A 24131-nucleotide genomic window follows, 5' to 3' on the forward strand; every position below is an offset into this window, starting at 1 on the left:
ATGAAGCTCCTTTCCTACTGGCATGACACCGCCCCGGCCTTCACCGGCGGGGCCGAGGGTCCGGTCGAGGGCCGCTACGACGTGGCCGTGGTGGGCGGGGGCTTCACGGGCCTCGCCGCCGCCCGTCAACTCGCCATGGGGGGCGCCCGCGTGGCGCTCCTGGAGGCGAACACGGTCGGCTCCGGCGCCTCCGGGCGCAATGGCGGCCATCTCAACAACGGCATCGCGCACAGCTACGTCGCCGCCAAGACCCATCTCGGCGCCGAGCGTGCCCATGCCGTCTACCGTGCCTTCGACGCCTCGGTCGACCGGATCGAGGCGATCGTTGCGGAGGAAGGCATCGACTGCACCTTCCGGCGCGCCGGCAAGCTGAAGCTCGCCTCCAAGGCGAAGCATGTCGCCGGGCTGCGGGCGAATTTCGAGGTCCTCCACCGCGAGGTCGATCCCGACACGGCCTTCCTGTCCAAGGCCGATCTCGCCCATGAGGTCGGCACCGACGCCTTCCACGGCGCCATGCTGTCGAAGAAGAGCGGCATGATGCATATGGGCCGCTACGCGACCGGCCTTGCCGAAGCCGCCCGGCGACGCGGCGCGGTCCTGTTCGAGCAGGCGCCCGTCACGGCGCGCCGGACCGTCGACGGGATGACCGAGCTGACCACGCCGCGCGGCACGCTTTCCGCCCGCGACGTGTTCGTGGCGACCGGCGCCTACACGTCCGGCCCGTTCGGCTGGTTCCGCCGGCGCCTCGTCAATGTCGGCAGCTTCATCGTGGCGACGCGGCCGCTCACGGCAGCCGAGGTCGCGGCCGTCATGCCGGGCAACCGGACCTGCGTCACCTCGATGAATGTCGGCAACTATTTCCGCCTGGCGCCCGACAACCGCCTGATCTGGGGCGGCCGCGCCCGCTTCACGGCCTTCTCCGACCAGCGCTCGGACGCCAAGAGCGGCGCGATCCTGAGGGCCAGCCTGGCGGCCATCTTCCCGCAACTCGCCGATGTCGAGCTCGACTATTGCTGGGGCGGCCTGGTCGACATGACGCAGGATCGCTTTCCCCGCGCCGGCCGCGCCGACGGCGTCTGGTACGCCATGGGCTATTCGGGCCACGGCGCGCAGATGTCGACCGAGATGGGCATCCGCATCGCCGACGCGATCCTCGGCCGGCCCGACACCAACCCGCTCGCCGGGCTCGACTGGCCGGCCATTCCGGGCCATCTCGGCCAGCCTTGGTTCCTGCCGCTGGTCGGCCTCTGGTACAAGACGCTCGACCGCTTCCAGTGAACGCGGACGGGAGGGCGGGCCGCGGGCCTGCCCTCCCCTTCTTCCGACGCGGATCGCCGGTTCACCCAACCGGATCAGCCGAGCGCTGTCAGCACCGCCGCGGTGATCTCGCCGGTCTTCTCGCGCCCCTGCACGGTGCCGATGCCGCGCGCCGTGGTCGCCGAGATGGCCGCCATGATCGCATCCGCGGCGGCCGTCTCGCCGAGATGCTCCAGCATCATGGCGCCGGACCAGATCGCGGCGATCGGATTGGCGATGCCGAGATGGGCGATGTCAGGCGCCGAGCCGTGCACGGGCTCGAACATCGACGGGGCGCTGCGATCCGGCACCAGATTGGCGGAGGCCGCATAGCCGAGGCCGCCCTGGATGGCCGCGCCGAGATCGGTCAGGATATCGCCGAACAGGTTGGAGGCGACCACCACGTCGAGGCTTTCGGGCGCCATCACCATGCGCGCCGCCATAGCGTCGATATGGTAGCTGGTCACCGTCACATCGGGATATTCGGGCGCCAGCGCCTCGGTCACCTCGTCCCAGAACACCATCGAGTATTTCTGGGCATTGGACTTGGTGACGGAGGCGAGCCGGCCGGTGCGGCGGCGGGCCTGCTCGAAGCCGAAGCGCAGGATTCGCTCGACGCCCTTTCGGGTGAAGACGGAGGTCTCGACCGCGACCTCGTCCGGGCCGCCGCGATGCACGCGCCCGCCGGCGCCGGCATATTCGCCTTCGGTGTTCTCGCGGATGCAGAGAATGTCGAAATCGGTCTTGCGCAGCGGGCCGGTCACGCCCGGCAGCAGGCGATGCGGCCGGACATTGGCATATTGAACGAAGGCCTTGCGGATCGGCAGCAGGAGGCCGTGCAGGGAGACGTTGTCGGGCACCTGGGCCGGCCAGCCGACCGCGCCGAGCAGGATCGAATCGAAGCCGCGCAGCGTCGCGATGCCGTCATCCGGCATCATCGCGCCGGTTTCCTTGTAGTAGGCGCAAGACCACGGGAAGGCGGTGCCTTCAAGCCCGAAGCCGGCGCCGCGCGCGGCCCGTTCCAGCACCTGCCAGGCCGCGTCGGTGACATCGCGGCCGATGCCGTCGCCCGGAACGAGCGCAATGCGATAGCTCTTCATGGTCGCCTTCCTCCTTGCCTCGATGGCGCGGCACCCGTCGGGCCGGATGACTCCGGCCGCGGTCGGAACCGCCCCTAAAGTCCGATCAGCACGCTCTTTTCCCGCCGGTTGGCCCGGTAGGCGTCGCGGCCGAGATCCTTGCCGATTCCGGAACTCTTGAACCCACCTGTCGGCAGGATGTGGTCGCGCGAGCGGCCGTATCGGTTGACCCAGACGGTGCCCGCCTGCAGCCGGCGGCTCGCCCGGACAGCGCGTGCCAGATCGCGCGTGAAAACCCCGGCGGCCAGACCATAGGTCGGATGATCGGCCATCGCGTAGGCCTCGTCCTCGTCGCGGAACGGCTCGACGGTCAGGACCGGTCCGAAAATCTCCTCCGTCACCGCCGGGGAGCCGGCATCGACGCCCTCGATCAGGGTCGGTGCGAAGAAGTAGCCCGGCCGGTCCATGCGGGCGCCGCCGGTCCGACAGTTCGCGCCGCGCGCCACCGCGGCATCGACGAGGCCGCCCATGCGAGCGATCTGGCGTTCCGAGATGATCGGGCTGTAGCCGCTCGCCGCGTCCCAAGTCGGACCCGGCCGGACCGCCCGCATGGCCGCCGCGATCCCATCCGCGACCGCCTCGGCGACGCTCGCCTCGACGATCAGCCGGGTGCCGGCGACGCAGGCCTGGCCAGCATTGGCCAGGATGCTGCGCGTGATGGCGGCGATCGCCTTGTCGAGATCGGCATCGGCGAACACGACCTGCGGGCTCTTGCCGCCGAGTTCGAGCGTCATCGGCTTCACGCCGGTGCGCGCCACATTGGCCATGATCGCCGAACCGGCGCCGGTCGAGCCGGTGAAGCTGACCTTGGCGATGTCCGGATGGCCGGTGATGGCCGTGCCGGTGACCGGGCCGTCGCCGAGCACGACATTGATCAGTCCGGCCGGAAGACCCGCCTCGACCGCCAGTTCGGCCATCCGGACGGTGGCGAAGGGGGTCATCTCGGAGGGCTTCAGCACGACCGCATTGCCGGCGGCGAGCGCCGGACCGAGCTTCCAGGCGGCCATGGAGAGGGGGAAGTTCCAGGGCGTGATGGCGCCGACGACGCCATAGGGTTCGCTGGCGATCAGCCCGAGGCTGTCGTCGCCGGTCGGCACCAGGTCGCCGCCCTCCTTGTCGGCGAACTCCGCGAAGAAGCGGATCTGCTCGGCCGTAATCGGGATGTCGCCGGCCATAACCTCGGCGATCGGCCGTGTCGAGGCGACGGCTTCGAGCCGCGCCAGTTCGACGGCATGGCGCTCGATCAAGTCGGCCCAGCGATGCAGGGCATTGGTCCGTTCGCGCGGGCGCGCCCGGCCCCAGCCGCTGCTCGCCAGGGCGGCCTGCGCCGCCGCGACGGCGCGGTCGACCAGATCCGGGCCGGCGATCGGGCACATCGCAAAGGAAACGGCGTCGGACGGGCGTTTCAGATCGAGGCCGTCGGCGGCGAGGATCCGCTCGCCGCCGATGAAATGGGCGGGCGGACAGGCGATCAGGTCGGGATCGAAGCTGAGCGTCACGGGCGGGCTCCGGATCGGGAGGGAGGACCCACCATGACCGGTCCGCCGCGGCAGTTTCCGCCGAGGCGCCAGGGGGAGCCGGCGCCCCGATCCTTTTTCGGGGGCCGGCGCAGCGCTTTGTTCCGAGGCCGGCGTCAGCCGACCGCATCCCGGCGTCAGCCGACCACGATCCAGATCTTGCGTACCGTCTCGATGGTCTTCCAGGTGCCGACGAAGCCCGGCTTCATCACGAAGCTGTCGCCGGCGCGGAAGGTCTGGGTCTCGCCGCCGTCCTCGGCAATCTCCACCAGACCGGACAGGATGTGGCAGAACTCGAAATTCTCGCCCTTGATCGAGCGATACTCGCCCGGGCTCGCCTCCCAGACGCCGGTCCGCACCTGACCGTCGCGCGCCTCGTCCTGCTGCCAGGTCAGGAAGGCCGGATCGCCGGCGACGAGCCGCTCGGGCGCGGCCTTGGAGGCGACCGGTTCGAAGGTCGGATTGGGGGTGATCAGCTTCAGCAGGGACATGGAAAACTCCGAGTGTCGGGAAGGGCTTCCTATCAGTAACCGCGGCCGCGGTCGACGAGGCCGATGGGCTCCAGGCCGGCCTCGTGGCGGCGGATATTCTCGATCACCGCACGCGCGGCGCCGTCCGGCTGCGTGAAGCTGGCGACATGCGGGGTCAGGATCACCTTCGGGTGGCGCCAGAGCGGATGATCGACGGGCAGCGGCTCCGGATCGGTCACGTCGACGACCGCGCCTGAGAGGTGATCGCGGTCGAGCGCTTCGATCAGCGCCGTCTGGTCGAGTTGCGGGCCGCGCCCGACATGGACGAGGCCGGCGCCGGGGGCGAGGGCGGCGAAGAGCTTCGCATCGAGAATGCGCGTCGTCTCGGCGGTCAGCGGCAGCAAGCAGACCAGGATGTCGGTTTCCGGCAGCATGCGGGCCAATCCATCGGGGCCGGCATGGCAGGCGACGCCGTCGATCGCCTGGACCGACCGGCTCCAGCCGGCGAGCGGGAAGCCGAACGGCTTCAGCCGGTCGAGCACGGCGCGCCCGAGCATGCCGAGGCCGAGCACCGAGACGCGCCGTTCCGCCGCCGGCCGCACGGCGCGATGCCGCCACACGGCGTCGCGCTGCTGGCCGAGATAGCCGGCGAGATCGCGATGCAGGGCGAGCACGCCGAGGCTGGCATATTCCTGCATCATGCGGACGATGCCGTCCTCGACCATGCGCACGACCAGCACATGCGGCGGCACGTCGTCGACGTTGAACTGGTCGACGCCGGCGCCGATCGAGAACAGAACCTCCAGATTGACGTAGCGCGGCAGGTCCGGCGGCAGGGTCCAGGTGATCAGGTAGCGGACCGCCTCGGGCGGCACGGCGTCGTCCGGCACGGCGAAGCGCAGGCCGGGCAGCGCCTCGGCGAAGCGGGCGGCGAAAATGCGCGCACGGACGGCGTCGGAATTGAACAGGAAGGTCATGGCGGGGCCTCCGCGGACGGCGTCGCGACGGGATGGGCGGGAGGGACGGTCAGGTGGCGAAATCCAGGCACAGCCGTTCGATCAGGACCCGGGCGGCTTCGAGTTCGGCGCGCTCGATATATTCGTTGGCCTTGTGGGCGCGCGCGATGTCGCCGGGGCCGCAGACGATCGCGTCGATGCCGGCCGCCTGGAACAGGCCCGCTTCGGTGCCGTAGCTGACCGCCGCGATCGGCGCCTGCCCGGTCAGCGCCGCGAGGCACCGGGCTATGCCGGCCTCGCGCGGCAAGGCGAGGCCCGGATAGTCGGCGATCCACTCCCAGGCGGTGGCGAAGCCGCGCGCCTCGAGGCCGGAGAGCGCGGCGCGGACCGGTTCGAGCAGGGCGGCCGGCGAGACGCCCGGCACGGCACGCGCCTCCAGTTCCGCCCGGCAGGTGGCCGGAATGACGTTGAGCGCCTCGCCGCCGGCGACGATGCCGATCTGCACCGTCGACCAGGGCGGGGCGAAATCGGCGTCGAGCGGCCCGACCTTGCAGACCGCCTCCGACGCCAGCGCGACCGCCAGCACCTCCGTCATGGCATGGACGGCGTTGAGCGCCAGGTCCGGCCGCGAGGAATGGCCGGATCGGCCCTGGACGGCGATCCGCGCCGCCGCCTTGCCCTTGTGGCCGAGGATCGGGACGAGCCCGCTCGGCTCGCCGATCACGGCAGCCTCCGGCTTGGCGCACAATTCCGGCAGCCGCGCGATCATGTGCGGCACGCCGCGGCAGCCGGCCTCCTCGTCATACGAGAAGGCGAGGTGGATCGGCTTCTGCAGCGTCCGCCCGGCCAGCGCCCGGAACGCCGCGAGCGCCGCCGCCAGGAAGCCCTTCATGTCGCTGGTGCCGCGGCCGACCAGGCGGTCGCCCTCCACGGTCAGATGGAACGGATCGGAGCGCCAGTCCGGTTCGCCGGCCGGGACCACGTCAGTATGGCCGGACAGGATCAGGCCGGGCCGGTCGGCCGGCCCGAGCGTCGCAAAGAGATTGGCGCGGTCGCCTTCCGGGCCGGGCAGCACCGCAACGCGCGCACCGGTGCCCGCCAGGAGATCCGCGACACACTCGACGATCGCGGCGTTGGGCCGGCCGACCACGGACGGAACCGCGACCAGCCGCGCCAGAATGTCCTCGACCGTCATGCCCGCTCCCGCCTCGTTGCGCGCCGCCAGTCTATGCGCGGCGCCTGCTTTCGCACGCCGTTTGCCGGCCCGGATCCGGTGCACGATGCCGAAATGCCAGGCAAAGACGGTGCATTCTGTCGTCGGCTTGCGGTACCACTTTCCATGGCGCCGTGTCCTCGCTGGGAGGCGCGCGGCGACGGAGGCCGCCGGGTGGAACCGAACGTCACCTTCTCCCTCGACGCATTCGAGCTGACCCTGACCGACATCGCCTCGGTCGACCTCGAAGCGCTGCACGCCCTGTCGATCGGGGTCGGCTGGCCGCACCGGGCGAGCGACTGGCAGATGCTGCGCGATCTCGGCCAGGGCCTTGCCGCCGTCGATGAGATCGGCCGGGTGGTCGGCTCGGTGATGTGGATGCACTACGGCTCCGACGCCGCCATGGTCGGCATGATGATCACCTCGCCGCGTCTGCAGGAACTGGGCGCCGGCCGCTGGCTGATGAGCGAGGCGATGCGGCGCAACGAGGGCCGCCGCCTCGCGCTGACCGCGACCCGCGTCGCCCGCCGCCTCTACCGATCGCTTGACTTCATCTACGAGCGCCCGATCCACCAATGCCAGGGCGAAGCCCTCGCGCCGCCCGACATGCCGATGCCGGACGGCGCGACGATCCGGCCGATCGGCCCGGCCGACCACGCCGACGTGCTGAGCCTCGACCGGACGGCGACCGGCATGGACCGTGCGACCATGCTGACGCGCCTGCTCGCCGAGGCCGAGGGCACGCTCCTGATCCGTGACGGCCGGCCCGAGGCCTTCGCCCTGTGCCGGCGCTTCGGGCGCGGCCATGTCATCGGCCCGGTCGCGGCGGCCACGGATGCCGATGCGATCGCCGTCGCCGCGCCGCATGCCGCCGCCCATGTGGGCGATTTCCTGCGCTGCGACACGCCCGAAGCGGAGGGCGACTTCTTCGCCTTCCTGATGCGCTGCGGGCTCGCCGACCACGATATCGTCACCTCGATGGGGATCGGCCGCGAGCCCTATCTCGGCAGCCGGCCGGACGGGCCGCGCCGCTACGCCCTGGCGAGCCAGGCGCTCGGCTGATCACCTGAGCGGCCCCGGCGCCGGCATCCGCGCAGCAAATCCCGCCGGACGGGGGCGGCAAATCGGAACAATCCGCTGTCGCTTCCCCACCTTCGGCATGCGGCGACGGATCGGCACCCCTACCCTCGCTCAGACCGGCATCCGCCGGATCCGTCGATCCGCCGGCCGCCCATCGATGACCGGCGCGAGACAGGAGGTCCCGGCATGTCTCCCCCCGTCAGCCCCGTCGCCAGCGCCGAGTGCCTGCCCGCCCGTTCCGAGGTCGTCGTGCTCGGTGGCGGCATCGGCGGCATCGCGACGGCCTTCGAACTGGCGCGGCGCGGCGTTCAGGTCACGGTGATCGAGAAGGGCGTGGTCTCCGGCGAGCAATCGAGCCGGAACTGGGGCTGGTGCCGGCAGCAGAACCGCGACCTGCGCGAACTGCCGCTCGCCCAGGTCGGCCTGCGGCAGTGGCGCGAGATGAACGCGCTGACCGGTGAGGAGACAGGCTTCCGCGAAAAGGGCCTCGTCTACGCCACCACCAGCCAAGGCGACATCGCCACCTGGGAGGCCTGGGGCCGGGCGGCACGGGAACACGGCGTCGACACCCGCATGCTGACCGCCCGCGAGGTCTCCGAACGGCTGCCGGGCAATGCCGGCCAGTGGATCGGCGGCGTCCATTCGCCGACCGACGGGCATGCCGAACCGGGTCTGGCCGTGCCCGCCATGGCGCGCGCCGCCCAGCGCCACGGCGCCGTCATCGTGCAGGACTGCGCCGCGCGCGCCTTCGAGACCACCGGCGGACGGATCTCGGCGGTCGTCACCGAGCGCGGGCGGATCGCCTGCTCGGCGCTGGTGGTGGCCGGCGGCGTCTGGACCGGCATGTTCCTGCGCCATCATGGGATCAAGTTCCTGCAGGCCTCCGTCAAGTCGACCAGCTTCGCGACCGTGCCGGCCGCGGCGGTGATCGACGGCGGACTGTCGATGGAGAATGTCTCGCTGCGGCGCCGGCTCGACGGCGGCTATACGGTCGGGCTGAACGGCCAGGGCCAGTGGCAGGCCTCGCCCTGGGGCATGCTGCAGGCACGGGCCTTCTGGCGCACCTTCCTGGCGCGGCGCCGCAACCTGACCTACGGCATCAGCCGTCAGTTCCTTGACGGGCCGGAATCCTTCGCCCGCTGGACGGCCGACACGATCTCGCCCTTCGAGCGCAACCGCGTGCTCGATCCCGCACCCGACGCGCATCTGATCGCGCGCGGCCTGGAGCGGATCGGCCGGCTCTATCCGTCGCTCGCGGGTCTCAAGCCGGCCTTCGCCTGGGGCGGCATGGTCGACATGACGCCGGATGCGATCCCGGTGCTGGCGCCGGTCGGCCGGCAGCCGGGCCTCTATGTCTGTTCCGGCTTCAGCGCCCATGGCTTCGGCATCGGTCCCGGCGCCGGCGTGCTGATGGCCGACTTCGTCACCGGCGCGCGGCCGGTCGTCGACCCGCAGCCGTTCCGCTACGAGCGCATGATCGACGGCACTGATTTCGGAAAACCGGGGATGATCTGATGACCGACGGCAGGCCGGCGGCGAAAGCGGGCGATGCCTTCCCGCGCCTCTTCGAGGTGGAGCGCGGCGACGGCTATTGCCTGTCTACCGACCGGGCGCGGATCGACGTGGACGCGGTCCACGACTTCCTCGCCAACCAGTCCTACTGGGCCCGCGGCATGCCGCGCGCACAGCTGGACCGCGGCCTCGCCCATTCGCTGCTGATCGGCATCTATGCCCCGGACGGCAGCATGGCGGCCTTCGCGCGGGTGCTGACCGACTACGCGGTCTTCGCCTATCTGCGCGATGTCTTCACCCAGCCGGCGCATCGCGGCCGCGGCCTCGCCAGCTGGCTCGCCGCCGAAATCCGCAACCACCCGGATCTCGCCACCGTCGGCACCTGGACGCTGGCCACCGCCGACGCCCATGCGGTCTACGAGCGCGCCGGCTACCGCCGGCCAGCCGATCCCGAACGCTTCATGACCTGGACCCGGCCGCGCGATGACGCGCCGCCCGAGGAGGATTGACCGCATGGCCTGCAGGATCGGGGTGGATGTCGGCGGCTCCTTCACGGACTTCGCGGTGCTGGACGATGCCGACGGCCGGCTCGCCAGCCTCAAGGTCTTCTCCCGCCCCGACCGGCCCGGCGAGGAACTGATCGCCGCCCTGGCGCGGCTGAAGGAGCGCGACGGCATCGACCCTGAGGCCGTCGAACGCTTCACCCACGGCACCACGGTCGGCATCAACACGGTGATCCAGCGCAACGGCGCGAAGCTCGCCCTCTTCGCCACGCGCGGCTTCGAGGATGTGCTCGAGATCGGCCGGCTGAAGATCCCGCAGATCCACAATCTCTATTCGGTCCGCCCCGCGCCGCTGATCCCACGCGACCGCGTCTTCGGCATCGACGAACGGACACTGGCGACCGGCGAGGTCCTGACTGCGCCGCAGGCCGCCGATGTCGCCGCTGCCGTGGCCGCCGCCCGCGCGGCGGGCGCCGTGGCCATCGTGCTCGCCTTCCTCAACGCCTACCGCAATCCGGCCAACGAGCGCGCCGTCGCGGCCCTGATCGCCGGCCTGGCGCCCGACCTGCCGGTGATCGGCTCGGCGGAGACCTGGCCGATCATCCGCGAATACGAGCGCACCGTCACGGCGGTGATCAGCGGCTATGTCCGTCCGCGTGTCGCCCACTATCTCGACCGCTTCGAGGCGACGCTGCGCGGCGCCGGCGTGGCCGGGCCGATCCTGATCACCAAGTCCAACGGCGGGGTGATGGGGCTCGACCAGGCGCGGGCCGAATGCGTCCAGATGGTCCTGTCCGGCACCGCCTCGGGGGTGATCGGTGCCGGCTGGCTCGCCCGCGAAAGCGGCTTCGGCCAGGTGCTGAGCCTCGATATCGGCGGCACCAGCGCCGACGTGGCGGTGATCCTCGACGGCGAGGCGCAATATGGCGTCGGCGAACGGGTCGGCGACTTCCAGATCCACATCCCGTCGGTCTCGGTCTCCTCGGTCGGCCAGGGCGGCGGGTCGATCGCCCGGGTCGACGATTTCGGCGTGCTCCAGGTCGGGCCGGAGAGTGCCGGCTCGACGCCGGGACCGGCCTGCTACGGCCGCGGCGGGACGCGCGCGACCATCTCGGACGCGATGGCGGCCGCCAACCTGATCGGCCACCGCGCGCTCGGCTTCGGTGCCGTCTCGGTCGACCGGGAGGCCGCCCGCCAGGCGATCGCCCCGCTCGCCGCCGCCCTCGATCTCTCCATCGAGGCCGTGGCCGGGCGGATCGTCGAGGTCTCGGTCTCGGGCATGTTCGCGGAGGTCAGCGGCCTCGTCTCGCGCTTCGCCATCGACCCGCGCGAATTTCATCTGTTCGCCTTCGGCGGCGCCGGCCCGATGCTGGCCTGCTTCCTGGCGCGCGAACTGGACATGAAGGGCGTCGTGGTGCCGCCCTCGCCCGGCGTGGTCTCCGCGCTCGGCGGGTTGATCGCCGACCTGAAGAACGACTTCATCCGGACGGTCTACCGAGAGGCCGACGCGGACGCGGTCGCCGCGCTGGACCGCGACGTCCGCGCACTGACCGCGGAGGCCCGCGACTGGCTCGCCCGGCAGGGCTCTGGCGGGCCGGGCGAGATCGGGATTTCGGCCGACATGCGCTATTCCGGCCAGTCCTACGAGATTGAGACGCGCCTCGATCCGGCCTGGCTCGCCGCCGGCGACGACGGCGCGGTGCGCGACGCCTTCCACGCCGAGCATGCCCGCGTCTACGGCCATGCCGACCCGTCCGCGACCGTCCAGATCGTCAACCTGCGCCTGGTCATCGTCGGCCGCACGACGAAGCCGCGCCTCGCGCGCCTCGCCGCGGCCGACGGCCCTGCCCTGCCGCGGGCCACCGTCACGGCCTTCTTCGACGGCCGGGCAACCCCGACAGCACTCTACGACCGTGCGGCGCTGCGCGCCGGCCACGGTTTTGCGGGGCCGGCGGTGATCGACCAGGACGACACCACCACGGTGGTACCGCCCGGCTTCGATGTCGCGGTCGACGGCCTCGGCAACCTCCTCATCACCCGGTCGGAGGGCTGAGCCATGGCGTTCGATCGCCGCAACCTGAAGATCCTGGCCAATTTCTGCGAAGCCGCCGCCGACGCCATGGCGTTCACGCTGATGCGCACGGCGCATTCGGCCTTCGTCAAGGAGACCGAGGACTTCTCCTGCCAGATCGTCACCCGCGACGGGCTCGCCTTCGCCAATCCGCGCCATTTCGGTGCGCCCTGGTACAGCGGCATCGACTACCAGCCTCTGATCGCCATGTTCGACCACTACGAAGAGGGCGACATCGGGCTGACCAACGATCCCTATAGCGGCTTCGTCGCCACCCACACGCCGGATCTGCATGTCTGGAAGCCGGTCTTCCACGAGGGCGAAATCGCCTGCTTCGTGGTCGGCCATATCCACAACACCGATGTCGGCGGCGCCGTGCCGGCTTCGCTGTCGCGCGCGCTGACCGAGATCGAGCAGGAGGGGCTGCGCATCCCACCGGTCAAGCTGGTCTCGGCGGGCCGGCTCGATCCCTTCGTGGCCGAGATGATCCGCACCAATGTGCGCATGCCGGAGCAGAATCTCGGCGACCTGCAGGCGCAGATCGCCTCGCTGGCGATCGGCGAGCGCAAGATCGGCGAGATTATCCGCCGCTTCGGCTTTGCCGATTTCCTCGAAGGCGTCGAGGCGATCCTCGACTATGCCGAGGCTCAGGCGCGGCGCATCCTGTCGACCATCCCGGACGGCGACTATTTCTTCGCCGATTATGCCGACGAGGACGCCCCCGGCGGCCGCCCGAGCCGGATCGCGCTGACGCTCCGGATCCGCGGCGACGAGATCGAGCTCGACTATACCGGCAGCGACCCGCAGCTCGCCTCCTCGCTCAACATGCCGACGGGCGGGCGCGAGCGCCATCCGCTGGTCATGGTCGGGCTGACCTATGTGCTGTTCACCCTCGACAACAGCCTCCTGCTCAATGCCGGCACGCTGCGCCCGGCGCGCGCCGTGCTGCCGGAGGGCTCGGTCGTCAACTGCACCAGGCCGGCGGCGGTCGGCATGCGCTCGCTGACCTGCGCGATGACCCAGATCGTCACCGTCGGCGCCTTCGCCAAGGCGCTGCCGGACCTGATCCCGGCCGCCTCGCCGGGCGGCAACGCGATCATGAACATCAAGACGGCCGGTCGGAACGGGCGGCCCGTGATGGCCTCGATCGGCCCGGTCGGCGGCGGTGGCGGCGGCACGCCCTTCGGCGACGGCGGCGACGGGGCCGGCGGCGCGACCGGCTTCCTGCGCAACACCCCGATCGAGATCTCCGAGGCCGAGGTGCCGATCCGCTTCCTGCGCTACGGGCTGGAGCCGGATACCGGCGCGCCCGGCCGCCATCGCGGCGGGCTGTCGGCGGTGATGGAATTCGAGATCGCCGCGCCCGACACGGTCGTGACGGCGCGCAACCGCAACCGCTCCATCCTGGCCGGCTGGGGCGTGGCCGGTGGCGAAGCCGGCCGCGTCTCGCATTTCGTGCGCAATCCCGGCCGGCCGGATGCGGTCGAACTCGGCAACACCGATGTCGTGCGCTGCGGGCCCGGCGACGTGGTCCGCGTGGTCGGCCCGGGTGCCGGCGGCTGGGGCGATCCGTTCGAGCGGCCGGCCGAAAGGGTGCTGGCCGATGTCCGACGCGGCGCCGTCTCGGCCGAGAGCGCGGCCCACGACTACGGTGTCGTGCTGCGCGACGGCGCCGTCGACGAAGCCGCCACGGTGGCGCTTCGCGCCGGACGCCCCACCCGGCCGGCCCGGGATTTCGCGTTCGGCGCCGAGCGCGACGCCTTCGAGGCGGTCTGGACCGAGGAACGCTTCGCGCTCCTGACCGATTTCCTCGCCGCCGCCCCGGTCGACTGGCGCTATTTCCTGAAGCAGCGCGTGTTCGACCGGGTCGACGCCCGCACGGCCGGCGCGGCATCGGTCGCCGAGGAGATGGCGGCGATCTTCGCGGGCCTGCGCGCGCAATTCCGCTGGTGAGGGGCGCATGCGGTCCGGCGGTCCGCGCTCGGAATCAAGCCCGGACGCGACGCAGCAGCGGCAGTTTGAGCCGTGCATGACGGGTCGCGGCCAGCGCAAAGACGACCCGCAGCCATCGCGCCGGCAGACCGGCGTCCGACGCCGCCACGACACGGTCGAGGAGACCGGCGACAGGTTCCAGCGCCGCGGCCCGGACGGCGGTGGCGAGATCCCCCGCGGTCGCGCGATGGACGGCAGGACCGGCCGCCTCGCCCTGCTCCGCCAGGGTGAGAATGCGATCGAGCGCGTCGTCGATCAGCCGTTCGGTCGCGGTCCCGCTCCGGTCTTCCGCGAATTGTGGCGGGGCGATCCTCACGGTCGGCTCCGAGGCTGCGGAGGCCGCGGCGGGCCGGGCACAGTCCAACGCCAGGGTCGTCCGCTCGATCAGCGCAAAAGGCGTCAGCGCGATCCGCCCGTCCCGGATGCCTGCCGCGACGACGACGGCCCAGGGCGCGCCATGCTCGGTCAGGCGGCCGAGCGCCTCGATCCGCGCGCGAGCCGCCGGCTCGGCGTCGATTTCGAGACCCAGCCAGCGTCCACCGCCATCGACGATCGGCCAGCGCACGGCGTGGCGGACCGCATCGCGTTCGAGCGGTGCCGATGCCGAGGGCATCAGGATAGCGGTTGCGATGGCCTCTTCCCAAGATGCGGCCGTCGCATCCAGGCGTTCGCGCAGGTGGGCCTGGAGCCGCGACCAGTCGTCGAAGGCGACGGGCCAGGCGCTGACCGCCTCGATCGCCGCCGCCCAGGGCTCGGCGGCCGTCACCCGGCCGTGGCGCGCGGTCGCGATATCGCCGCGTGAGGTCGCGACCGCATCCTGGAGACGGAAACGGCGCCCGGACAGATCTGCGAGGACATGCCCCCAGACGGCCGCGTCGAAATAGCCCCGGGCCGGCTCGAAGCCGGGATCCTGGCCATGGGCCCGCACCAGGGTCGCGTGCCGGATGATCCCGGCCGCCGTGTCGTAGAAGGCGGCGGTCACGCCCCGAGCGCCGGATGGCGCCACCCAGAGATGCCCGCCGAGCCCGATCAGTTCCATGTCGGGCGGCAGGGGGGGCGCGGCCGCTTCTGCCGGCCGGCGCTCGGCGTTTCCGACGCCGTCCGCAAACGCGTCGTCGCGGCCTGCCGCCGCGGCCGCGAGGCCGAGATCGACCAGCAGCGTCCGGACATCGGAAGCCGGATCGCGCCGGCGCGCCCGATCCAGCCCATCGGCGATGGTGCCCAGGCCTGCCGCCACATCCGGGCGGCCGGCCGCCCGCGCCGCCGCGGCAAAATCGGCCAGTTCACGGTCGAACCGATCCGAGGCGACGGAAAGACCCGTGGCGAAGATCCGGCCGAGCAATGCCTCGACCCGGCGCGGCCAGTCCGGGACCGCCGCTGCCGCTGCGCGGCGGGACGGTTGCCGGGCCGCGGAGCCGGCGGAACCGCGATCACCAACAGCTGCCGGCCGGTCCGATGCGGCGCCGTCGTCGGACGGTACGGCGGGCCGCTCGCCCCGGCCAGGACCCGCCGCTTTCGGGGTGCGAGGCGGCACCTCCGGGGCCGCATCCGCCGGGACCGCATCCGCCGGCACCGTCGGGACTGCGGCCGGCGGAACCTTGTCCGAAAGTCCGGCCCCTTGCCCCTGCAGGGCAAAGACCGCAGCGATCCGATGCCTGCAAAGGATCGGCGACGGGCAGGAGCAGCGGCTCTTGGCGAGGCCGCCGACGCCGAGCCGCGCCGTCTCGCCGTCGATCGCGAACGTAAATTCCCCGGTCTCCGACAGCGCCGCAACGCCACGTCCGGATGCGGCATCCGCCTTGGCCCGGCGGACCAGGCCGTGTGACGAGGCCGACGCCAGATCCGCCTCGGTCACATCGCGATAGGCCGCGGCGAGCCGGGTCCCGGTCATGCGATGATGTCCGCCAGCCATTCGGCGAAGCGGTCCGGCGTCAGTGCGGCGACCTGCATGCCGGCGTCCGCAAGCCGCGCCGCGATCGCCCGGTCGTAGACGGGCGTGGCGGCCTCGTCCAGCGCTGCCAAGCCGAGGGTGACCACCCGTGCCTCGTTGAGGCGCCGAACGGCGGCGACCAGCCGGGCGACCGAGGCGCCTTCGCAGAAGTCGCTGACCAGGGCCAGGACGGTCCGGCTCGGCTGGGTGATCAGGCTTTCGCAATAGGCCAGCGCCGCCCCGATATTGGTGCCGCCCCCCAGTTGGACGGCGAAAAGGAGATCGATCGGGTCGTCGAGGCGGTCGGACAGGTCGACCACCGCCGTGTCGAACACCACGAAGCGAACCTCCACGCCCGGCAGCCGTGCCATGATCGACGCCATGACGGTGGCATGAACCAGCGACATCAGCATCGATCCGCTCTGGTCGACGCAGAGGATCACGGTGAAGGGCAGGCGGCGGCTTTGCCGGCCGTTGAAGCGCAGGCGCTGCGGAACCAGCCGGCGCGTCTGGGGATCGTAGTGCGCCAGATTGCTCCGGACCGTCCCGGCCAGATCGAAGTCCGCCGCGCTGCGCAGCCCGACCGCCCGATGCCGGCGGCGGCGGCCGGACAGGGACCTTTCCATGCGAGGCTTCAACCGGCGCACGATCTCGTCGACCACCTCGGCCACGATCTTGCGCGCCATGTCGGCCAAACGAGGATCGATCCGCCCCTTGAAGGTGAGCAGCACCTTCATCAGATCGCGGTTCGGTTCCAACCGTGCGAGGAGTTCGGGATCGGCCAACAGGTCGGACATCCCGAACCGGTCGATGGCATGGCCCTGGACCGCCTCGAACACGCTGCGCGGAAACAGCCGGCGCATGTCTGCGAGCCATTCCGGCAGGGCGATCTGCGAAGGATCGAGCGTGCCGCTTTGGCTGCGCCGACCGAGACCGCGGCCATAGACCACCTCCAGTGCCCCGTCGATGCGCGCGTCCCGCTCCGACAGACCGCCGCCGAGATCGCCCGCATGGCGGCCGAGCGCCATGCGCCAGCGGTTGAGGCGGTGCAGCCGGTCGCCTTCGGACTCGGTTTCGCTCATGCCTCGCCCGCCAGCCATGCGGCCAGCCCCTGGGCCCGCCAGCGTTCGGCAAGCCGGAGGCCGATCGCGGTATTCTCGGCAAGTTCCGAGGCGGTCAGTCCGGCCGCCATGTCGGGCGCGCCGCTGGTACCGTGCAGCCCCGGAATGAGCGCAGCGATCCGCTCGATCTCGATCGGATTGAGGGACGAGAAGGCCAGCCGCAGTTCCGGCAGCACGGCCAGGAAGGTGACATCGTCGAGGCGCGCCAGAAAGCCGTCGACCATCCCGATCAGCGCCGGGCTGCCGACCAGGAAGCGTGGCACGGCCGCGAGGATCCCGCTCAGGACCGCGGCCCGCTCCGAGGCCTGTTCGTAGACGCCGGCAAATGCGTTCTGCACGCGCCGTTCGAAGGCTTCTTCGCCGAGGCATCCGAGAACGCGTGCAACGGCCGCCACCGCACCGAGCAGAAAAGGCGGCAGGTCGCCGTCGATCAGGTCCAGGACAGCCTCGGTCAGCAGCGTCCGATCGAATGCCGCGAGGTTTTCCGGATCGGTCAGATCGGCGGCCAGATCGGCAAGGCCGCGAGCCGCCGCGATCGCCTGCTGCCCGTCGAGATCCGACAGGGTGGCGAGCGAGGCGGCGAGACGGCGATAGCACAGGCCGACCAGGGCGGCGGCCGTCTGTTCGGGCTCTCCCTGCGCCGGCGCCGACAGGATCCGGAAGGCCGCCAGCAGGTCCGGCAGCGCACTCACTTCGACGAGGATCGCTTCGATCCGCGACGCGATCGCCGCCAGTTCGCCGCCGAGACCCGCGCGCCGTGCGGCGGCATAGAGCGCCGCGGCGGGGGCCGCCTCGCGACCGCGGCCGTCCTTGGCCAGCCCTTCGAGGCGACGCAGGATCTCGGTCCTGCAGACGGTTTCCAGCCGATCGCCGTCAAGCAGGCGGTCGAACAGGGCCGCCTCGACAGCCGGCCCCCAGGCATAGCTCCAGGTCTCGTGCAGTTGGGTCGACCGACGCCGTTGCCCCGGATCGGGACCGGAGATGCGGCGCGCGAAGCCCGCTCCGATCAGGTCGAGCGCATGCAGGAAACGGCTCGCGGCGCGGTGACGGGGCTTGCGCTGGAGATCGAGGACCCGGGAGGCCGGCGCGGCGCGATCGAGCGCAAAGCCGAGGGCCCGGGCTGTGGCGCGGACGTCCTCGACCAGAGGCACGACGAAACGGCCGGGCGGCACCTCGCCGATCCGGTCGCCGGTCAGATAGCCCTCGAAGGCCGCAAGCACCGGCGCGGTCCCGGCCTCGACCGCGTCCTTGACGGCGGTTGCCCGCACGGCATCGATCAGTTCGCTGCGGCCCGGACCCGGCAGTCCGCGCAGGACGGCAAGCCGCGATGCGGTCTCGGCGGCGGCCCGCAGGGTCGGCAGCCGGAACGCCGCGTCCTGCCCGTCGCGCCGCAGACGGTCGGCGAAGCCGACGAGGATGTCGAGCGCCAGTCCGTCCCATGTCGCCGTCGCATCGCTGGCGAATGCATGCGCGAGGCGCTCATAGAAGCCGGGCGACGGCAGACCGGCCGCGTAGCCGTCGGCACGGTCGAGCCGCGCATAGTCGTAGCGCACCAGCGCAAGTCGGCCGGCCGGCGACGGCTGCGATACCGGCCGGGTCTCGGCCTGCAGAGCCGGCACGTGCAGTCCGCCGACCACGACCGCGAGCAGCCCACCGGCCGCGGCGGCCTCCGCGAGGACGTGTCGCATATGCGCCTCGCGGGCGAGCCTGCCGTCGTCGGCATGCGACTGCGGCGACAGGGTTTCGCGCAGATGCCGGCAATAGGTTTCGACCGTTTGGAAGAAGCCGCGCCAGTCCCGATGCCCGATCCGGCTTTCGAACAGACGATCCCAGACCTCGTTGCCGTCGCGGGCGCCGGTCCGTTCGCAGAGTGCACGAACATAGGCGCCGGCTGTGAACGCCTCCTCCTGTGTCAGCAGGACCGGATGCCCCTCGGCTGCAGCACCAGGATCGAGCATGGCGGGATGGCGCGATGGCAGGTCGATGGCCGTCACCGGCACGCCGTTGCGGAACGCCCAGCGCAGGGCGACCAGTTCGGGCGAATGATCGCACAGCGGATAGTACGAGATCGCCTCGGAGTCGGTCCCGGACGATGTTCGGTCGGGCATCGAGACGATGGCCACCGGCGCCACGATGCGCGGGTCGGCGAGCGCCCCGATCAGGTCCACAAAATCCGCCGGTGCCTCGATCAGCAGTCTCGCGGGACGGATCTCGTCGAGCGCCACGGCCAGCATCGCCGCACAGGCGGGACTGTGATGCCGGATCGGAAAGACGACGATCTCGGCGGCGCCCTCGGCCATGCCCGGCCTCAACCGTCCTTCAGGGCCTTGGCGGCGGCGGCATGAAACTCGGCCCAGGCCTTCTGACGCTGGCCACGCGGACGGACGATCTGGTCGAGATAGGCTCTGACCTTGCGCACATCGTCCGGGTTGTCCTTCAGCACCACGCCGTGCAGCTGGCGCCCGACATGGCCGCCGTCGACCCGCCCCTGCCCGAACCAGGCGGCATCGAGGCTGGCCGCATGGGCGACGTTGACCGCCTCGGCCGTGGACATGACCGCATCCGGACGGGCGATCGGCGCACCGTCCTGGGTTCGGCCGATGCGCAGGTCCTGAAAGGCCTGGACCAGCACGTCGAGCACCTCGTCGGGCCAGAGAACCCGGGGCGCCAGGCCGGCCAGCCGATCGCCCAGCTGGCGCTGGATCAGCGCCCTCTCCAGGGCCGGGTCGGCCAGCGGCTTCACGGTCTCGAAGTTGAAGCGGCGCTTCAGGGCGCTCGACATCTCGTGGACGCCCCGATCGCGCAGGTTGGCGGTGGCGATGATGTTGAAGCCCGGCCGGGCGAAGCGGTGCGCGCCGAGTTCCGGCATGGCCATCACCTTCTCGGACAGGATCGAGATCAGCGCATCCTGGATCTCCTGCGGGCAACGGGTGATCTCCTCGATCCGCACGAGCCGCCCTTCGGTCATGGCGCGCAGCACCGGAGACGGGGCCAGCGCCCGTTCGCTCGGCCCCTCGGCGATCAGCAGCGCATAGTTCCAGCCGTAGCGGATATGGTCGTCGGTGGTCCCGGACGATCCCTGCACTGTCAGGGTCGAGGTTCCCGATATCGCCGCGGCCAGAAGCTCCGACAGCATGGATTTTGCGGTGCCCGGCTCGCCGACCAGCAGAAGCCCCTGTTCGCTCAGCAGGCTGACGATGGCGCGCTCGACCAGGCCGTCGTCGCCGAAGAACTTGCGCGACACGCCGAGACCGGGCTCGCCGAGAATGAAGCTCCGGACCGCTCGCGGGGAAAGCCGCCAGCCGTCCGGCCGTCCCCCGGTATCAGCCGCAGCCAGGCGGGCGAGTTCGTCGGCATGGCGCTGCTCGGCCGCGGGGCGCAGCATTTCGGCGGGCGGCATCAGAGCTGCACCGTGGTCTGCCATGCCGGATCGAAGCCGCGGCCGGCCGCCGCGATCGCATGATAGTCGTTCCAGGCCTCGGACATGAGCGCCGCCGGCACCGCGGACAGCAGCATCGGATGACCGTAGCGCGGACTGCCGCCGTCGGTCTTCGGCACGAAGGACAGCGACATCAACGCCGTCGTTCGGTTCTCCTCGGGCAGGGCATTGCCGGAGAACGTGATCACCACGACCAGCTTCAGCGATTCGAAATGTTTCTCATAGGTCGTGAACCAGCCGCCGTCGCCGGTCGGCCCGCGCTGATAGCCGCGCTTGGTGGCGACGCCGCGCAGCGTGAAGGCGTCGACCAGATGGCCCTCCCGATCCCCGATCGTCTTGGCCTGCGCCGCGGCCGGGTCGGTGCGCAGGATCGGCCGGCCGAACTGTACGAAGAGCGGCTCGATCGCATAGTCGGCGAGATGGCGCTGCCAGGCTTCCGCATCCCCGGGCGACATATGCAGCGGATGGGCGAGACCGACGGTGGCGAAATCCGCCGGATCGACCGGCGTGTCGGCTGCGTCGGTCAAGGTGAGATCGTCGAGCGGCCGGAACGCGGCGACGACCGCGCCGGAGGCGTCGTAACCGAGCCAAACCAACCGCTGGACCAGCCGGCCGATGACCGGGTGGCGCAGCAGGAAGCCGGTCCACTCCGCAATCGGCCAGCGGCGTTCGCAGCAGAAGGCCTCGTAGAGGCGCTGGGACTGCAGGTCGACGACCTGCCGGATCTCCTTGCGCGCCTGGGACAGCTGCTTCTTGGCGGCCGCAAGGCCCGCCTCGTCGTCGGCCGTCGCCGGCAGCCCCTGGACCGGCTTGCCGTCGGGGTTGAACAGGGCCAGCTTCAGTCCGGCATCCAGGCGTGCGCCATAGACACGGTCGCCGATCGGCAGTTCGAGGAGACCGGTCTCGTCGAGACCTCCGGTCGGCGCGGTCCGATCGCCGAGTTCGTCGCGCGTCCAGCCGCGTTCCGCGGAAATCTCGTCGATCAGTTCGGCCGCGCGCTGCTGCACGCCCTTGGTCCGGTAGCGGTTGGCGATGGCGAGCAGAAACTGCAGGGCGACCGGGTCCGGGTTGCCGGCGACGCATTCCATCAGCGCCCGGCATTGGGCGGTGCGGATATAGAACTCCTTCAGGTAGGCTTTCACGATCTGGACCAGGGTGACGCCCGGAATCCGGGCGGCGAGGCCCAGCATGCCCTTCTGGTCGATCGCCGAGCCGTAGAACTGGAACAGTTTCTCCTGCTTCAGGATCGCATAGAGCCGTTCCCGGCTCATTTCCGGCTGCCAGGAGCGATAGACCGGCAATTGGGTGTCGACCAGGGCCTCGGCATGGGCGGCGGCCTCGGCCTCGGTCGGCCGGCGCGTGTCCTCGGCGATGAAGGATTGCAGCAGGAACACCCCGAGCGCCGCCGCGCTCTGCGGCTGCATCTCGTCGAGCAGCAGGTCGAAGAGAGCGTTACCGCGCGGCTGCTTCAGCTTCACCGCGACCAGCGTCCACCAGCGCGGCACGTCCGGATCGATCGGCCGGCCGTCGCGCCAGAGCAGCGGCGGCATGACCTCGAAGCGGAGCCAGTCCGGCCCGGGCTTGGCCTGGGCCAGGCCCGCCCTGGCTTCGCGCGCCAGCGCCTCGGCCGACATGAATCGCCCGATATCGCCGCCGAGCCGGCGCAGAGCGGTCAGCAGGGCGGCGCGCGCCACCTCCGACTTCTCCTTGCCGAGCGCCGCCTCGATGACCGCGACCGCCTCCCGATCCCCGCGCGCGGCCAGCCAGGCGGCCGCGCGCGCCCGGATTTCGGCCTTGGGCGACTGAACCAGGGGACGGAGCAACGGATCCGCACCGGCGAAATCGGCGAGCAGGCTCTGTGCCAGGCTTCGCGACGGAGCCCGATCGCCGATCCCCAACTCGATCAGACGGGAAAGATAGCGCTCGGGGATTGCCGGCAGCCAGGACAGAAGCACCAGGGCGCGATCCAGGGACAGCGCCGTCTTCTGCCCGGGGGCGGCAAGGCCGAGCGCCTGATCGATGACCGCAAGATTCTCCGCCAAATAGGGCCAGAAGCGGTCGATCTGGACGTCGGCGAGATCATTGAAATTGTAGCCGTCTGCGATCAGTGCGCGCAGCGGATAGTCCGGTTCGAAGGGCAGCAGCGGCATCAGGGTCCGCACATCGGCGCCCGCCGGCGCCTTTGCCATCAACCGGCTGTCGGCAGAGAACAGCCAGGAGACAGCCTGATATCCCTGCATGCCTCTTGCGACCCACCAGCGTGCGAGATGCTGCAAGGTGAAGTCGGGCAGTTCGAAGATGCTTCTGATCGTGACGGCGGGCTTGGGAACGACGTGGCCGGACGCCAGTAGAACGGGCAGTCCGACATCCCCTTCGACGGGCTCGCCGTCCATCACGCGCAGCACGTCGTCGGCCAGTCCGGGACGGCATAGCTCCCATGCCGCGGGAGAACTGTCGCGACGGGTTTCCAACTCGCGGTTCCACTCTTCGAGATGGGCCTTGAGCGCAGCTCGTCCGGCCGCGCCGACAGGACGCTCCGGCTCGGGCGGCACGATCGGAGGGATGATCACCGTCACGCCACCGAGGCCGCGATAGGACCCGCCCCCCTCGGCCCGAACGGTCGTCTCCTCGGCGGCCTGCCCGCCGCCGGCGGCATCGAGAACCGACAGCGCCGATGTGATGGCCGCCCGCACCGGCTTGGCCTTCTCACCCTCGAGATGGCGGGACAGCAGGCCGGCGGCCTCCGCCTTCAGATAGGCCGCGGCGGTTTCGACCGCGGTCATCCGCTCTTTCTGCCCACCTTCGGACAACGCTCTGCCGATGCGTTCGCGCAGACGCTCGGGATCGGCCCCGGACAGAGCCGCCCGCGCCGCGGCGCGCACGCCCTTCGCCGTATCCTGCTGCGCCGCATAGACGAGATCGAACAGCGCCGGCTCGTTCAGGAGCCCATGGTGGCCGAGATAGCCGATCAGACTGGCGCGCGACGGTGCCGTCAGCGCCGCGATATGGGCCGGCATTGTCTCGGCGCGGCTGCGGATGAAATCGGGCAAGCCCGCCATCGTGAAAGAGTTGGCGTCGTCGCCCGGCGTGAAGGGATCGACCCCGTTGAAGACGATGTTCAGGATCGTGGCCTCGTCGATGCCGGCGGCGCGGCACAGATCCCGCAACCGCCCGCTCGACAGGCTCTCCGACCAGGGCGAGCGACGTTGCGCGCGGTCCAGCGTCGAGGACGCGCTCAGAGCGCTGCTCACGTAGGCGCGCAGCCAATCCGGCGTCGCAGGTCCGCCATGGTACCGGCGCCACCATTCATTGTGATTGAAACCCGCATCCAGGACGCGGGCCAGCCGAAAGACGATCTCCGGCCGCCAGCTTTTCGGCGCGTTCAGGAAATCGACGATCGGCACGGCCAGCAGCACCGCTCCGCTGTCAAATGGGTGCATTTGAAACCTAAGGGTGAATTTCTCCCATATGAGGCCCACCACCGCCTCGTCCTCGCCGAAGAGGACATAGCGCCGGGTCCGCTTCGGCAGCGAGGAGTCCGTGCCGGGGATCGCTCCGGCGAGCGGTTCGAAGGCGCGGAAGAAGGCTTCGAGGCTCGTCAGATCGGCCGGGTCGAGACCGGTCTCCGGCTCCGCGCGGCCCAGCAGGCGATCGATCAGACTCGGCATGACATCCCCAAAGCGAAGGCCCGCAATTCAACACTTAAACGGCGCAACCGTGCAAGTTGCATGACGGCCGTTCAGCCATGATCTGGGCAAGGACATCGGCGCCGGCCGGATCGCGGGGACGCGCGGGGCCGACGGTGGCGCCGGCCCTCGGAGAGCGGCCGAGAGGCGGCGTTGCGCCACTCCGGACGCGAACAGATCGGTCCTCCCGTCATCGGCCTCGCCGG

Annotated in this window: 16 protein-coding genes; 6 read left to right on the forward strand and 10 right to left on the reverse strand. The window is 70.9% G+C overall.

Translation table 11 applies throughout. From position 1 onward, the window contains the following. Nucleotides 1-1278 carry an NAD(P)/FAD-dependent oxidoreductase gene (locus KL771_RS26260; RefSeq protein WP_261971479.1) on the forward strand — a complete coding sequence of 426 codons (1278 nt, stop codon included), beginning with the start codon at nt 1-3 and terminating at the stop codon, nt 1276-1278. A gap of 74 nt (nt 1279-1352) precedes the next feature. Here the strand turns inward: KL771_RS26260 and KL771_RS26265 are convergent, their stop codons facing one another. From KL771_RS26265 to argE, 5 genes are all read right to left on the reverse strand, one after another. Next, nucleotides 1353-2396 carry a tartrate dehydrogenase gene (locus KL771_RS26265; RefSeq protein WP_261971480.1) on the reverse strand — a complete coding sequence of 348 codons (1044 nt, stop codon included), beginning with the start codon at nt 2394-2396 and terminating at the stop codon, nt 1353-1355. Nucleotides 2397-2470: 74 nt separating this feature from the next. After that, nucleotides 2471-3934: an aldehyde dehydrogenase family protein gene (locus KL771_RS26270; RefSeq protein ID WP_261971481.1), complete on the reverse strand. Its 1464-nt coding sequence runs from the start codon at nt 3932-3934 to the stop codon at nt 2471-2473. 155 nt (nt 3935-4089) lie between these two features. Further along, the gene (locus KL771_RS26275; protein WP_261971482.1) at nt 4090-4443 is read right to left on the reverse strand and encodes a cupin domain-containing protein; all 354 of its coding nucleotides are present in this window, start codon (nt 4441-4443) and stop codon (nt 4090-4092) included. Between the two features lie 32 nt (nt 4444-4475). Then, nucleotides 4476-5399, reverse strand: coding sequence for a 2-hydroxyacid dehydrogenase (locus tag KL771_RS26280; RefSeq protein ID WP_261971483.1), 924 nt, complete (start codon nt 5397-5399; stop codon nt 4476-4478). Between the two features lie 49 nt (nt 5400-5448). Next, nucleotides 5449-6573, reverse strand: a complete 1125-nt coding sequence (argE, locus tag KL771_RS26285; RefSeq protein WP_261971484.1) for an acetylornithine deacetylase — start codon at nt 6571-6573, stop codon at nt 5449-5451. A gap of 192 nt (nt 6574-6765) precedes the next feature. Between argE and KL771_RS26290 the strand changes: the two genes are divergently transcribed. The 5 genes from KL771_RS26290 to KL771_RS26310 all read left to right on the forward strand — a co-directional run bounded on the left by KL771_RS26290 (nt 6766) and on the right by KL771_RS26310 (nt 13710). Then, on the forward strand, nt 6766-7653 hold the full coding sequence (locus KL771_RS26290; protein WP_261971485.1) for a GNAT family N-acetyltransferase: 888 nt from the start codon (nt 6766-6768) through the stop codon (nt 7651-7653). Between the two features lie 204 nt (nt 7654-7857). Then, on the forward strand, nt 7858-9186 hold the full coding sequence (locus tag KL771_RS26295) for an NAD(P)/FAD-dependent oxidoreductase (protein ID WP_261971486.1): 1329 nt from the start codon (nt 7858-7860) through the stop codon (nt 9184-9186). Next, on the forward strand, nt 9186-9692 hold the full coding sequence (locus KL771_RS26300; protein ID WP_261971487.1) for a GNAT family N-acetyltransferase: 507 nt from the start codon (nt 9186-9188) through the stop codon (nt 9690-9692). The genes KL771_RS26295 and KL771_RS26300 overlap by 1 nt, the downstream gene beginning before the upstream one ends. Nucleotides 9693-9696: 4 nt before the next feature. Beyond that, the gene (locus KL771_RS26305; RefSeq protein ID WP_261971488.1) at nt 9697-11739 is read left to right on the forward strand and encodes a hydantoinase/oxoprolinase family protein; all 2043 of its coding nucleotides are present in this window, start codon (nt 9697-9699) and stop codon (nt 11737-11739) included. A 3-nt stretch (nt 11740-11742) separates the two neighbouring features. Beyond that, nucleotides 11743-13710 (forward strand): hydantoinase B/oxoprolinase family protein, encoded by a 1968-nt coding sequence (locus KL771_RS26310; RefSeq protein WP_261971489.1) that lies wholly within the window; start codon nt 11743-11745, stop codon nt 13708-13710. Between the two features lie 34 nt (nt 13711-13744). Here KL771_RS26310 and KL771_RS26315 read toward each other — a convergent pair whose 3' ends face one another. From KL771_RS26315 to KL771_RS26335, 5 genes are read right to left on the reverse strand one after another with little or no spacing between them, the layout of a single operon-like run. Further along, nucleotides 13745-15640 carry an SWIM zinc finger family protein gene (locus tag KL771_RS26315; protein ID WP_261971490.1) on the reverse strand — a complete coding sequence of 632 codons (1896 nt, stop codon included), beginning with the start codon at nt 15638-15640 and terminating at the stop codon, nt 13745-13747. Further along, on the reverse strand, nt 15637-16761 hold the full coding sequence (locus tag KL771_RS26320) for a VWA domain-containing protein (RefSeq protein WP_261971491.1): 1125 nt from the start codon (nt 16759-16761) through the stop codon (nt 15637-15639). The genes KL771_RS26315 and KL771_RS26320 overlap by 4 nt, the downstream gene beginning before the upstream one ends. Continuing rightward, nucleotides 16758-19100 (reverse strand): DUF5682 family protein, encoded by a 2343-nt coding sequence (locus KL771_RS26325; RefSeq protein ID WP_261971492.1) that lies wholly within the window; start codon nt 19098-19100, stop codon nt 16758-16760. The genes KL771_RS26320 and KL771_RS26325 overlap by 4 nt, the downstream gene beginning before the upstream one ends. A gap of 8 nt (nt 19101-19108) precedes the next feature. Beyond that, on the reverse strand, nt 19109-20200 hold the full coding sequence (locus KL771_RS26330) for an ATP-binding protein (RefSeq protein ID WP_261971493.1): 1092 nt from the start codon (nt 20198-20200) through the stop codon (nt 19109-19111). After that, nucleotides 20200-23907: a DUF4132 domain-containing protein gene (locus KL771_RS26335; RefSeq protein WP_261971494.1), complete on the reverse strand. Its 3708-nt coding sequence runs from the start codon at nt 23905-23907 to the stop codon at nt 20200-20202. The genes KL771_RS26330 and KL771_RS26335 overlap by 1 nt, the downstream gene beginning before the upstream one ends. Nucleotides 23908-24131: the final 224 nt, after the last annotated feature.

The organism is Prosthecodimorpha staleyi, assembly GCF_018729455.1.
Taxonomy (GTDB): Bacteria; Pseudomonadota; Alphaproteobacteria; order Rhizobiales; family Ancalomicrobiaceae; genus Prosthecodimorpha; species Prosthecodimorpha staleyi.

Excerpts from the sequence above, each read along its gene's own strand:
- KL771_RS26260 (WP_261971479.1), top strand. The coding sequence starts at position 1 with ATGAAGCTCCTTTCCTACTGGCATGACACCGCCCCGGCCTTCACCGGC.
- KL771_RS26265 (WP_261971480.1), bottom strand. The coding sequence starts at position 2,396 with ATGAAGAGCTATCGCATTGCGCTCGTTCCGGGCGACGGCATCGGCCGC.
- KL771_RS26275 (WP_261971482.1), bottom strand. The coding sequence starts at position 4,443 with ATGTCCCTGCTGAAGCTGATCACCCCCAATCCGACCTTCGAACCGGTC.
- KL771_RS26280 (WP_261971483.1), bottom strand. The coding sequence starts at position 5,399 with ATGACCTTCCTGTTCAATTCCGACGCCGTCCGTGCGCGCATTTTCGCC.
- argE (WP_261971484.1), bottom strand. The coding sequence starts at position 6,573 with ATGACGGTCGAGGACATTCTGGCGCGGCTGGTCGCGGTTCCGTCCGTG.
- KL771_RS26295 (WP_261971486.1), top strand. The coding sequence starts at position 7,858 with ATGTCTCCCCCCGTCAGCCCCGTCGCCAGCGCCGAGTGCCTGCCCGCC.
- KL771_RS26300 (WP_261971487.1), top strand. The coding sequence starts at position 9,186 with ATGACCGACGGCAGGCCGGCGGCGAAAGCGGGCGATGCCTTCCCGCGC.
- KL771_RS26305 (WP_261971488.1), top strand. The coding sequence starts at position 9,697 with ATGGCCTGCAGGATCGGGGTGGATGTCGGCGGCTCCTTCACGGACTTC.
- KL771_RS26310 (WP_261971489.1), top strand. The coding sequence starts at position 11,743 with ATGGCGTTCGATCGCCGCAACCTGAAGATCCTGGCCAATTTCTGCGAA.
- KL771_RS26315 (WP_261971490.1), bottom strand. The coding sequence starts at position 15,640 with ATGACCGGGACCCGGCTCGCCGCGGCCTATCGCGATGTGACCGAGGCG.
- KL771_RS26320 (WP_261971491.1), bottom strand. The coding sequence starts at position 16,761 with ATGAGCGAAACCGAGTCCGAAGGCGACCGGCTGCACCGCCTCAACCGC.
- KL771_RS26325 (WP_261971492.1), bottom strand. The coding sequence starts at position 19,100 with ATGGCCGAGGGCGCCGCCGAGATCGTCGTCTTTCCGATCCGGCATCAC.
- KL771_RS26330 (WP_261971493.1), bottom strand. The coding sequence starts at position 20,200 with ATGCCGCCCGCCGAAATGCTGCGCCCCGCGGCCGAGCAGCGCCATGCC.
- KL771_RS26335 (WP_261971494.1), bottom strand. The coding sequence starts at position 23,907 with ATGCCGAGTCTGATCGATCGCCTGCTGGGCCGCGCGGAGCCGGAGACC.